The following is a 12,048-nucleotide window of genomic DNA, read 5'->3' as shown; positions in this document are numbered from 1 at the left end:
GGATTCTCCATTCATGGTCAGCGTTGGCTCTAGTCTAGTCTTGATTGGACTATGAATTAAATGAAAGTTAAGCATGATCGCTATGCTTCATGTGCATAGTTTTGTTCTAGGTATGGTTTGAGGCTGTAGAACATAACAAAAGCCCCACCATAAGGTGGGGCGGAGACTATTTCGCGAGGAAAAAACGGTAGGCAGGATTATCGGTTTCATCTTTATAACGATAACCGAGTTCAACCAAGTGTTCCGAGAAGCGGCCTAAATCTGGCGTATCCAATTCAAAACCGCACAATACCCGGCCGTAGTCGGCACCGTGGTTGCGGTAGTTGAACAAGCTGATGTTCCAGTGAGTACCGAGCATGCTTAAGAATTTGAGCAGTGCGCCGGGGTATTCGGGAAACTCAAAGCTGTATAACCGCTCAGTCAGAGGTTTGGAAGGGCGTCCACCAATCATGTAGCGAATGTGCAGTTTGGCCATTTCGTCATCGGAGAGATCTTGTACCGGATAACCGGACTGGCGTAACTCATGGATGATCGATTTCAATTCTTCCGGTCCACCGATTAAGCGCACCCCGACAAAAATATTGGCCAGTTTATCGTCACTATAGCGGTAGTTAAATTCGGTTACCGCTCGATTGCCGATAATATGACAGAATTCGAAAAAGGCCCCTTTGCGTTCCGGAATGGTCACCGCGAGTAAGCCCTCTCGCTTTTCCCCCAGCTCACAACGCTCAGAAACATAGCGTAAGCCATGGAAATTGGTATTGGCACCAGAAAGCACCGTGCCGAGCTGTTTGCCTTTCAGCTGCTGCTGTTCGGCAAATTTTTTCAATCCAGCTAGCGCCAGTGCGCCAGAAGGTTCCGCGATGGCGCGCGTATCTTCAAAAATATCTTTCACTGCGGCACAAATCTCATCACTGGAGACGGTGATGTGGCCATCGAGATATTGTTGGCACAGGCGAAAAGTTTCATCGCCAATCCGTTTCACCGCCACGCCATCAGCAAACATGCTGACTTGATCGAGCACGACCGGTTTGCCGGCATCTAAGGCGGCTTTCAGGCAGGCCGAGTCTTCCGGTTCAACCGCGATCACTTGAATTTCTGGCATCAACTGTTTGACCAATACCGCCACCCCAGCGGCTAAACCGCCGCCGCCGACCGGCACAAAAATGTAATCGAGATGACCATTTTGTTGCAGCATCTCCATACCAATTGTACCTTGGCCAGCAATCACCAACGGATGATCGAACGGCGGCACAAAGGTGTAGCCTTGCTGTTTGGCGAGGCGTTCCGCTTCGGCTTTGGCCTCATCAAAATTATTGCCATGCAGCAGCACTTCACCGCCAAAACCACGCACCGCTTCGACTTTGATGTCTGGCGTCGTGCGTGGCATGACAATGGTGGTTTTGATGCCGAGTTTGCTGCCCGATAGCGCCATGCCTTGCGCATGGTTACCGGCTGAAGCGGCGATCACGCCGGCGTCTTTTTGCGCTTGGCTTAAATGTGCCACCATGTTGTAAGCACCGCGCAGCTTAAAGGAATGCACAGGCTGGCGATCTTCCCGCTTGATTTGTACCTGGTTGGCAATCCGTGCCGAAAGGCGCGGCATGCTTTGCAAAGGGGTGATAGTGGCCACTTCATAGACTGGAGAGCGTAAGATTTGGCGCAGATAATCTGCGCCCGTTGGTTGCGTTTGTTCCATTATTTAGCCCTCAAGTTTCGACTTATCGCGTACCGCGCCTTTGTCGGCACTGGTCGCCAAACTAGCGTAAGCTTTGAGTGCCAGTGACACCGGTCGTTGGCGATCAACCGGTTTCCAGCCGAGTTGATCTTGCTCAGCGCGTCGGGTAGCCAGCTCTGCCTCACTGACTTGGAGCGTGATCGATCGGTTGGGAATGTCAATCGCGATGCTATCACCATTGCGCACTAAACCTATGCTGCCACCATTGGCGGCTTCGGGTGAAACATGCCCAATCGATAGGCCGGAGGTGCCACCCGAGAAGCGCCCATCGGTGAGCAGTGCACACTGTTTACCCAGTCCCATTGATTTGAGGTAGGTAGTTGGGTAAAGCATCTCTTGCATGCCTGGTCCACCTTTCGGGCCTTCATAACGGATCACCACCACATCACCCGCTTGCACTTGACCACCCAGAATACCGGATACCGCCTCTTCTTGGCTTTCAAACACGACCGCGCGGCCACAAAATTGCAGAATGCTGGCATCCACCCCTGCGGTTTTGACAATGCAGCCATCGAGTGCCAAATTGCCTTTTAGCACTGCCAGCCCACCATCTTGGCTGTAAGCGTGGGCTTGATCGCGGATACAACCGGTTTGGCGATCGTCATCGACCGTCTCCCAGCGGCAATCTTGTGAGAAAGCTTGGGTGGTGCGAATTCCAGCAGGGCCGGCGCGGAACAAGGCGTTGATCGCGTGATCTTCGCTCTGTTTCACATCGTATTGTGCCAACTGTTCACGTAGCGAAAGACCTAATACCGTACGGGTTTGATCGTTAAGTAAGCCTGCCCGTTGCAACTCGCCCAAAATTCCCATCACACCACCGGCGCGGTGCACGTCTTCCATATGGTATTTCTGGGTTGATGGTGCCACTTTACATAAGTGTGGTACTTGGCGAGATAGGCGATCAATATCAGCCATATCAAAGCCGATTTCGCCTTCCTGTGCTGCGGCTAACAGGTGCAATACGGTGTTGGTCGATCCACCCATGGCAATATCCAGCGCCATCGCGTTTTCAAACGCGGCTTTGCTGGCAATATTGCGTGGCAAAACTGCGGTATCATCGTGTTCGTAGTAGCGCTTGGTGAGTCCAACAATCCGTTGCCCAGCGCTTAAAAAGAGCTGTTTGCGATCGACGTGAGTGGCGAGGAGTGAGCCATTTCCCGGTTGAGAGAGGCCGAGCGCTTCGGTGAGACAGTTCATTGAGTTAGCGGTAAACATTCCTGAGCACGAGCCACACGTGGGGCAAGCCGAACGCTCGATCTGTTCACTTTGTGCATCGGAAACCTTGGGATCCGCGCCTTGCATCATCGCATCAACTAGATCGAGCTTGATGATCTGGTCAGAAAGCTGGGTTTTGCCCGCCTCCATCGGCCCGCCAGAGACGAAAATGGTCGGAATATTGAGGCGCATTGCCGCCATCAGCATTCCCGGGGTAATTTTGTCACAGTTGGAGATGCACACCATCGCATCGGCGCAGTGGGCATTGACCATATATTCAACCGAATCAGCGATCAGCTCACGAGAAGGCAGTGAATAGAGCATACCGCCATGTCCCATCGCGATACCATCATCGATCGCAATGGTATTGAACTCTTTGGCAATCCCGCCGCTGGCTTCAATTTCACGTGCGACCAGTTGACCGAGATCTTTTAAATGGACATGGCCGGGAACAAATTGGGTGAAGGAGTTGACCACTGCAATGATCGGTTTACCAAAATCTTGCTCTTTGACGCCAGTGGCACGCCATAATGCGCGTGCCCCCGCCATATTACGCCCGTGAGTGGTGGTGGCGGAACGATACTTAGGCATGGAAACTCCTTATTGCGCAGCTGGGTAAACGTAATCCAACCAGCCCCACTTATCTTCGGTGCTGCCGTTGAACAGGCCAAAATAAGCGTTTTGGATGGCTTTGGTGATCGGACCGCGTTTGCCCGCTCCGACGGTAATTTTGTCGACGCTGCGTACCGGTACCACTTCGGCGGCGGTGCCGGTCATGAAAATCTCGTCGGCCAGATACAGCGCTTCGCGGGAGATATTGGCTTCACGCACTGAGTATCCCATGTCACGAGCAAGGGTGATGATCGAATCACGGGTGATGCCCGGTAGGATCGAGCTGGTGGTTGGGGGGGTGAGTAATTCACCATTTTTGACCACGAAAATATTTTCGCCCGCACCTTCTGAAAGATAACCATCGACACTCAGGGCGATGCCTTCTGCGTAGCCGTGGCGACGTGCTTCACCACCCACCAACAGTGAAGAGAGGTAGTTACCACCGGCTTTAGCGGCGGTGGGAATAGTATTCGGCGCAGCACGGTGCCAACTAGACACCATCGCATCCACGCCATTTTCGAGCGCTTCGTCACCCAGATAAGCCCCCAAGGGAACGCGGCAATCATCAGATCCATTTCTGTGCCCGTTGGTGGACACACACCAAGACCGACGTTACCCACGTACGCCAGTGGACGAATGTAGGCGCTATCGAGTTTGTTGGCGCGCAAGGTTTCACGGGTCGCTTCCATAATGGTTTCCATCGAGTAGGGGATCGGGAAGCGATAGATTTTGGCAGAATCAAGCAGGCGCTGCGCGTGTTCGCGGTGGCGGAAGATTATTGGGCCTTTTGGCGTGTTGTAGCAGCGCACACCTTCAAACACCGAAGTGCCATAGTGCATTGCATGGGTCAGTACGTGAACGGTCGCCTTTGCCCATGGGATCATTTCACCATTGAACCAAATATAATCAGCAGTTTTTGTTGCCATGATTGCCTTCCTTATGCATAAAGTTTTTGCTGTAAATTGTTGTTGGGGAGCTCGTCATTGCGGATCACGGTGACTTCCACCGAGCGTACATCCCACAGTTTTTCAATTTGATTGGTCAAGGTTGAGATTGGACGGTCACTGTCGACAATAATCTCAACGCTGGCGATTTTGCTGGCGTGGTTTTGGGTCGCCGCGACTTGCTTGATCACAAAGCCACGATGCCGTGTTACGCGCAGTACGCGCTCCAATAACACGGGTTTATCATCGGCTTTAATATCGAGTAGATAACGTTGCATGTGGCTTCTCCCTAAGTATTCTCAAGCATGTCAGTATTGGATGCGCCCGGTGGTACCAATGGCCACACGTTCTCTTCTTCATCAATCTGTACATGCAGCAGATAAGCGGTCGGGCTGGCAAGCATTTCACGCAGCGCAGGTTCCACTTCTTGTTTGCGGCTGATGGTTTTACCTGGGATGTTGAAGGCTTTGGCCAGCATTACGAAATCTGGATTGTCATCCAAAATCGTTTCGCTGTGGCGACCATCAAAAAATAGCGATTGCCATTGACGCACCATGCCTAAACGTTGGTTATCCAGTAGCACTATTTTGACTGGGATCTGGCGTCGCTTGAGCGTGCCGAGTTCTTGCACATTCATCATAAATGAGCCGTCGCCGCTGATCAGGATCGATTGATCGTCAGGCCTTGCCACGGCTGCGCCCATCGCTGCTGGTAAGCCAAAGCCCATGGTGCCAAGGCCAGCAGATGAGATGAAGTTTTGTGGTGCGCGCGGTTGAATGTGCTGCGCAGCCCACATTTGGTGTTGGCCAACATCGGTGGAGACGATCGCGCTATCTGGCATGAGGTCGGACAGTTGCTTAAGCAGCAGTGGGGCATAGATTTTTTCGCCCGGATGATCGTAACTCCATTTTAATTCATGGCGCAGGCTGGCACTGTAATTGAGCCATGGTGCGATAGTGTGAGGCAGCTTAAGTTGCGGCAAAATCTGCTGAATATCGCCACGCAGTGCGGCGTGCGCATGGCGCAGTTTATTGAACTCGGCGGCGTCAATATCAAGGTGGATCACTTTAGCGTGGGGGGCAAAGGTATCGAGCTTTCCGGTCACTCGGTCATCGAAACGCGCGCCTACCGCGATCAATAAATCACACTCTTGCACGATCAAGTTGGCCGCTTTGGTGCCATGCATGCCGAGCATGCCGAGATAATGCGGGTCGTGCCGTTCAATCGTACCTAACCCTTTGAGAGTGCTCACCGCAGGCATTGGATTGTCGCGCAAAAATGCTCGTACTGTGTTGGTTGCATGTGCCAGTTGGACGCCGCCACCGACGTACAATACCGGACGTTCACTTTGCGCGAGCAGAGCTTGCGCGGCAGCTAATTGTGCACCATCCACTTGTGGCATCGCTGGCGGAGTAAAATTGGGTAAACGAGATACGGGAACTTGGCCAAGTTGCACATCTTTGGCGATATCAACCAGTACCGGGCCTGGTCGGCCAGTTTGCGCTACTTGAAAGGCTTCCGCCAGGGTTGGCGCAAGCTCACTTGGGTTGGTGACTAAATAGCTGTGCTTGGTGCAAGAGAGTGACATGCCGATCACATCCATCTCTTGAAAGGCATCTGTGCCGATATGTGAGCTGGCGACTTGGCCAGTAATCACCACGATAGGTATCGAATCCAACAGTGCATCGGCGAGTCCGGTCACCAAATTGGTTGCACCAGGGCCTGAGGTCGCCATACACACCGCGACTTGCTGGGTTGAACGCGCCATACCAATCGCGGCCATCGCCGCACCTTGTTCATGACGACACAGGATATGCTCGACACCACCATCGTATAGCGCATCATAAATCGGCATGATTGCGCCACCGGGGTAACCGAACACGGTTTTAATGCCCTGTTGTTGTAATGCTGCAACGACTAATTGTGCGCCAGTCATCGTGCCTCCTTGCGGCAACAATTGCTGTTGCTGCGGGTGTTGTGTTTGCACTTCATGTGCTGCTCCCATGCTTCCTGTTGATTCTGAACGCGACTCTTGCGACGGGCAGCTGAACGGCAACTGCCCGTGGTGAGAGATTATCCCTATCCTGCTTGACGCTACAGTGGTGTGAGTGAAGTGGATTCCCAATCGTATAACTTGTTTATTGCTATGTTCATGGTGATCAATTCACTTGCTGTCTATCTGCAACGCTAAGTTGTTTGGGGACACAAGGTCAGAATGTATTTTTTTGTACTGTCTAAATGGTAAAAAACCCCGGACTTTTCAGTGCGGGGGTTTTTGGATTTGTTTGGTTATCTTTCGTCCACTCGCCCCTGCGTCGTCACCAGAATGACCACGATAATTAGGTTAATTAGAGCGTTAATGCGAGTGTTCAAATTCATAGTCAATTCGTACTTTAGGTTGAACTAATATCTTACCAATCGTTTTGTGTCTCTAGTGTTAACACACATGTTCGTTACATGACAAGCAAAAACTCATTCTTTTTTCACATTATTATTCGATCTCATCAGGCTATATAACCTGTTCTGCACGGTTTATCGCCACTGTTGCTAGTGGTGCCGGCGGTTTAAATCAACCTAGAGGGATGTCATGGGACTTGCGATTATTCACAGTCGGGCCAGTATTGGTGTGCAGGCTCCTCCGGTCACGGTTGAGGTGCACATCAGTAACGGAATGCCCGGTTTCACATTAGTCGGTCTGCCAGAAACCACCGTTAAAGAATCACGCGATCGGGTGCGCAGCGCGATTATTAATTCCCGCTTTGAGTTTCCAGCCAAAAGAATAACCGTCAATTTAGCGCCAGCGGATCTGCCTAAGGAAGGAGGGCGATTTGATTTGCCGATCGCGCTGGGCATTTTGGTCGCTTCAGAGCAAATTGCACGAACTAAGCTGGAAAGTTACGAATTTATTGGTGAACTGGCGCTATCGGGGAAGATTCGTCGCGTAAAAGGGGTGTTGCCTGCCGCCTTGGCGGCCAACCAAGTGCGGCGTAGCCTAGTAGTGCCGCATGCCAATGGCGATCAAGCGGCGTTGGTTACGGGTGCAGCGCATAAATCAGCGCACAGTTTGCTTGAAGTGTGTGCCGATCTGTGTGGCCAACAGAATTTGTCGCTGTTTCAAAGTGCGCCGAGTGAGCAGCCACTGCCAAGCAGCCGTGATTTACAAGATATTATTGGTCAGCAGCAGGGAAAACGCGCGTTAGAAATTGCCGCCGCTGGCAGCCATAATTTGCTGTTTTTAGGTCCTCCCGGCACCGGAAAAACCATGTTGGCGTCACGTTTGTGTGATTTATTGCCGCCCATGAGTGATCAAGAAGCGATCGAAACCGCCTCAATTGCTTCGCTGACTCAGCAGGAGATTAACCAACACAATTGGAAATTGCGGCCGTTTCGCGCTCCCCATCACTCCAGTTCCATGGCGGCATTGGTTGGTGGCGGTACGATTCCGCGTCCTGGCGAAATATCGTTAGCGCATAACGGGCTATTATTTTTGGACGAAATGCCAGAGTTTGAACGCAAGGTGCTCGATTCGCTGCGTGAGCCATTGGAGTCGGGCGAGATTGTGATTTCTCGTGCGCAAGGTAAAACCCGTTTTCCAGCTCGTTTTCAGTTGGTTGGCGCGTTAAACCCCAGCCCAACCGGTTATTATCAAGGTAGCCAAGCGCGGGCCAATTCACAGACGATCTTGCGCTATTTAAGTCGGCTCTCTGGCCCGTTGTTGGATCGGTTTGATATGTCGATTGAGATCCCAGCGTTGCCGAAGGGAACGTTGGCTCATGGCGGCGATCGTGGTGAATCGACCGCGATGGTGCGTCAGCGTGTGATGGCGGCGCGTGAGCGAATGTTAGATCGCGCTGGCAAGGTAAACGCTTTGCTGCAAAGCCGTGAGATTGATCGTGATTGCCCATTGCTGAAGGCGGATGCTGAGTTTTTGGAGAGTGCCTTGCATCGACTTGGTTTGTCGATCCGCGCTTACCACCGGATTATCAAGGTGGCACGTACTATTGCTGATTTGCAGGGGGAAAAGCAGATCACGCGGGCTCATTTGGCAGAAGCGCTCGGTTATCGCTCGATGGATCGCTTGCTTAGGCAGCTTAGTGCGCAGAATGTGTAATTTTGGTATATCAGCGAATGATGAGCATCCAACTTAGCGAGCGCTTGGCTCGCTAAGTTTTTAGCACAGAACGCTTAGTGTTTTTGCAGCACTTAGTGTTTTTGGGTCAGTAGGTAGTTGACCAGTGCGAAATATTCATCCAGTGAGGCAACGGATTGGCCTTGTACTAAGTAGCGGTTGTTGACCACTACCGCAGGCACACCCGTTAAGCCATTATCTTGGAACAGCTTATCAAAACGACGCACCATCGAATCGACCGCAAAGCCGTTATAAGCCGCATCAAATTTTGCAGCATCGACACCTTGATCTAGGAAAATTTGACGCAGTTCTGATTCATCTTTTGGTGGCTTACGTTGGCTATGGATGCGGTTAAATAGTACTGGCACCATTTGCTCTTCGATATCGAGAGCTAGCATGGTGGCGTAAGCTTTGCTCATCACCTTACCCATGTTACCGCCCATGAAAGAGACATGATTTTTGTGTAATTTAACGCCTTCTGGTAGCTGCTGTTTTAATTGGGCGATGATCGGTTCAAAGCTACTGCAGTGTGGACAGTAGAATGAAAAAAATTCATTGACCACAGGGGTTGAGGAAACCGGAGTCTTCAGCACTTGGTAATGCTCGCCCGCTTTAAATTGAGTCGCATAGGCTGATACGCTTAACATCAGGGTTGCAACCAGTGCAAACAGCTTTTTCATGACTTTCTCCATTAAATTGATGGTGCTTAAAATAATTGTGCTTGCTTACCACTGCGACTGCAGTGATAGCGGAGGGGCTTGCAGGGCGACAATCTGCTCTTGGAAAGCGAGAATTTGACTTTCCCAGTATTTGGCATCCTTAAACCAAGGAAAGGCGACCGGAAAGGCCGGATCTTGCCAGCGTTTGGCGAGCCATGCCATATAGTGCACCATGCGTAGACCACGTAGTGGCTCGATTAGTTTCAATTGCTGCGGGTTAAAATCGCAAAACTCTTGATAGCCTTCCAGCAGAATGTCCAATTGCAGTAATTTTTCTTGGCGATCACCATGCAGTAGCATCCACAAATCCTGTACTGCAGGGCCGCTGCGCGCGTCATCCAGATCGACAAACATCGGACCATCACGCCACAGTATATTGCCGGGATGACAATCGCCGTGTAGGCGGATGTGAGACTGATTCGCTGGCCAGTGTTGCTGTATCTCATTGATTAACAAATCGAGTTGCTCAAAAAAGCCACGTTGTAAATGCGCGGGAATGCAGTGACTGTATTCCAGAATATGCCGCGGTTGATAGAGGTACTCATCCAGAGACAGAGTTGGGCGGTGATGAAATGATTTGCTCGCCCCCACCTTGTGAATCCGGCCAAGAAAGCGCCCGACCCACTCTAAATGCTGCTCATTATCCACTTCATATTGGCGTCCACCCATGCTGTTAAATAGGGCGAAACGGTAACCCTGATGGTGATGTAATGTGGCACCGTTGATCTCTAGTGGAGGGACAACGGGGATCTCTTGTTGTTGTAGCTCCAGTGCGAAATCGTGCTCTTCTTGGATCTGTTGATCGCTCCAGCGTTGTGGCCGATAAAATTTGACCACCAAGCGGCGTCGCTGTTCATCGCTAAACTGGTAGACGCGGTTTTCGTAACTGTTGAGTGGTAAAAAACCAGATTCTGCACGAATACCGATACTTTCCAGCGCGAACCAGATCAGATCGGGCGTTAAAGCATTAAAGTGAAAAGTAGCTTGGGTCATCAAATCATCAGGACTCATTACTGAGCCCTTTACCATGCGGGTGATTGTCAGAGCGGCTGAATAAACCGGCTCTCGACTTCAAGGGTAAATGGGTGGCTTATATCGTGCAGTATAAACTGAATTGTGGTTACCGCAGAGCTGAGATTTTCTGGTTCGACCCCAAGGGCCATCGGCAGATTGAGCATCTCGCCCGGCTGCACCACCACAGTTTGCTTGCCATACCATGAGACCTGATCCAGTCCGGTGACAGATAGCTGGTAAGTTTGCACTTGCTGAGTTTTATTGATCACTTTCAGCGTGTAAGTATTTTCAATTTCACCCGAGCTGTTGGTTCTAAACAGTTGGCTGCGATCTCTTAGCACGCTAAGGCCTGCTGGATCGATATTGACGATTTGCACGAACAATAGACCGAGCATCACGCACAATACACCAGCATAGCCGAGTAGTTTGGGGCGCATGATTTTGGTGGGTTTACCGCGCAGCCGATGTTCAGAGGTGTAACTGATCAACTTTGTGGCGTAGCCCATTCGCTGCATTGTATGGTCGCAGGCATCGATGCAAGCACCGCAGTTGATGCACTCATATTGTAGGCCGTTGCGAATATCGATTCCGGTTGGACAGACCTGCATGCACAGCTCACAGTCGACGCAATCACCTAAACCTTGGGCTTGGCGATCGGTGGTGCGGGTGCGTGGACCACGTGTTTCGCCACGTGCCGCATCATAGCCGACAATCAAGGTGTCTTTATCAAACATCGCGGATTGAAAGCGTGCATAAGGGCAGATGTGAATGCACATAATTGAGCGCATCCATCCCGCATTACCATAAGTGCAGACGGTAAATAACAATACCCAAAATAGCGGCCAGAACTCGGCATTGAAGGTCAGCACATCGACTGCCAATTGGCGAATCGGTACAAAATAACCGACAAAAGTCAGCCCGGTTAGCAAGGCAATCGCTAACCAAGCGCCATGTTTGATGGTTTTGCGCAGCGCAAGGGATAGGGTGAGGCGGCCGCTGTCTTGCAGACGTCTTTTATTAGCACTGCCTTCGAGTTTTTCTTCAAACCAGAGATAGACAAATGTCCAGACCGTTTGGGGACAGAGATAACCGCACCAGACTCGGCCTAACCAGGTGGTGATAAAAAAGAGAGCGAAGGCGGCGATGATCAGCAGCAGCGCGAGTAACGTCAGATCTTGTGGGTAGAGGGTGGTGCCAAACAGATTAAATTGCTGATGCGTGATATCGAGTAAAATCGCCGGCCGATCACCATAAGTGAGCCATGGCAGCAGACCAAACAGCAGCAGGAGTAAGCCACCAGCATAACGGCGCAGTTGTTGGTAGCGACCGCGACTGTGACGAACATAAATGTGATGATTGGGGTTCACGCGCGCGGGTCTGGAGTGGCGCGCTTTGCGATCCTGCTCAGGCACCGCGATCGGTTTGACATCGATTTTATCCTGACTCATGGCGCGATCCTTGTTGGCATAAGCACAATAGTTAACCACCTATTTAAAGCACTAATTTATGGTCTCACACCAACCTAAGGCAATCGCGAGTTGGCGATTAAGTATAGTGTTAATCTGCAGATCTTGGTGGTCGTGACTCATCGTGTCATCAGCACTGTTATCCCCTACGGTGACTGCACTACGGTTACCGCATTGCGGTGACTGAGTTAACCCGGTGTAAAAAAAGCGG

8 protein-coding genes and 1 pseudogene are annotated in these 12,048 nt (G+C 51.2%); 1 reads left to right on the top strand and 8 read right to left on the bottom strand.

The genetic code is table 11. From position 1 onward, the window contains the following. Positions 1–166 precede the first annotated feature (166 nt). The 5 genes and pseudogenes from ilvA to ilvG all read right to left on the bottom strand — a co-directional run bounded on the left by ilvA (position 167) and on the right by ilvG (position 6,445). Positions 167–1,699, bottom strand: a complete 1,533-nt coding sequence (gene ilvA / locus G7083_RS06045) for a threonine ammonia-lyase, biosynthetic (protein WP_166013983.1) — start codon at positions 1,697–1,699, stop codon at positions 167–169. Positions 1,700–1,702: 3 nt separating this feature from the next. Further along, entirely contained in the window at positions 1,703–3,544 is a 1,842-nt protein-coding gene (gene ilvD / locus G7083_RS06040) for a dihydroxy-acid dehydratase (RefSeq protein ID WP_166013982.1), read from the bottom strand. 9 nt (positions 3,545–3,553) lie between these two features. Beyond that, positions 3,554–4,491, bottom strand: a pseudogene (gene ilvE / locus G7083_RS06035) (branched-chain-amino-acid transaminase). Positions 4,492–4,502: 11 nt separating this feature from the next. After that, a complete protein-coding gene (gene ilvM, locus G7083_RS06030) occupies positions 4,503–4,787 on the bottom strand; it encodes an acetolactate synthase 2 small subunit (protein WP_166013981.1) in 285 nt (94 codons plus the stop codon). 11 nt (positions 4,788–4,798) lie between these two features. Beyond that, entirely contained in the window at positions 4,799–6,445 is a 1,647-nt protein-coding gene (ilvG, locus tag G7083_RS06025) for an acetolactate synthase 2 catalytic subunit (RefSeq protein ID WP_166015001.1), read from the bottom strand. Positions 6,446–7,096: 651 nt separating this feature from the next. Here ilvG and G7083_RS06020 point away from each other — a divergent pair. Further along, positions 7,097–8,620, top strand: a complete 1,524-nt coding sequence (locus G7083_RS06020) for a YifB family Mg chelatase-like AAA ATPase (protein ID WP_166013980.1) — start codon at positions 7,097–7,099, stop codon at positions 8,618–8,620. Positions 8,621–8,712: 92 nt separating this feature from the next. Here the strand turns inward: G7083_RS06020 and G7083_RS06015 are convergent, their stop codons facing one another. From G7083_RS06015 to ccoG, 3 genes are read right to left on the bottom strand one after another with little or no spacing between them, the layout of a single operon-like run. Beyond that, on the bottom strand, positions 8,713–9,318 hold the full coding sequence (locus G7083_RS06015; RefSeq protein ID WP_166013979.1) for a thiol:disulfide interchange protein DsbA/DsbL: 606 nt from the start codon (positions 9,316–9,318) through the stop codon (positions 8,713–8,715). A 45-nt stretch (positions 9,319–9,363) separates the two neighbouring features. Further along, on the bottom strand, positions 9,364–10,350 hold the full coding sequence (locus G7083_RS06010) for a serine/threonine protein kinase (RefSeq protein ID WP_166015000.1): 987 nt from the start codon (positions 10,348–10,350) through the stop codon (positions 9,364–9,366). Positions 10,351–10,397: 47 nt separating this feature from the next. Then, entirely contained in the window at positions 10,398–11,819 is a 1,422-nt protein-coding gene (gene ccoG / locus G7083_RS06005; RefSeq protein ID WP_166013978.1) for a cytochrome c oxidase accessory protein CcoG, read from the bottom strand. Between the last annotated feature and the right edge of the window lie 229 nt (positions 11,820–12,048).

Origin of the sequence: Vibrio sp. HDW18 (assembly GCF_011306175.1) — a bacterium.
Classification (GTDB): Bacteria; Pseudomonadota; Gammaproteobacteria; order Enterobacterales; family Vibrionaceae; genus Vibrio; species Vibrio chanodichtyis.
Note: the sequence above shows the minus strand (reverse complement) of the source record. Positions and strands in the feature narration are given on the sequence as shown.

Coding starts and splice junctions, on each gene's coding strand:
- ilvD (WP_166013982.1), bottom strand. CDS start 3,544: ATGCCTAAGTATCGTTCCGCCACCACCACTCACGGGCGTAATATGGCG.
- G7083_RS06020 (WP_166013980.1), top strand. CDS start 7,097: ATGGGACTTGCGATTATTCACAGTCGGGCCAGTATTGGTGTGCAGGCT.
- G7083_RS06010 (WP_166015000.1), bottom strand. CDS start 10,350: ATGACCCAAGCTACTTTTCACTTTAATGCTTTAACGCCCGATCTGATC.
- ilvG (WP_166015001.1), bottom strand. CDS start 6,445: ATGACTGGCGCACAATTAGTCGTTGCAGCATTACAACAACAGGGCATT.
- G7083_RS06015 (WP_166013979.1), bottom strand. CDS start 9,318: ATGAAAAAGCTGTTTGCACTGGTTGCAACCCTGATGTTAAGCGTATCA.
- ilvM (WP_166013981.1), bottom strand. CDS start 4,787: ATGCAACGTTATCTACTCGATATTAAAGCCGATGATAAACCCGTGTTA.
- ilvA (WP_166013983.1), bottom strand. CDS start 1,699: ATGGAACAAACGCAACCAACGGGCGCAGATTATCTGCGCCAAATCTTA.
- ccoG (WP_166013978.1), bottom strand. CDS start 11,819: ATGAGTCAGGATAAAATCGATGTCAAACCGATCGCGGTGCCTGAGCAG.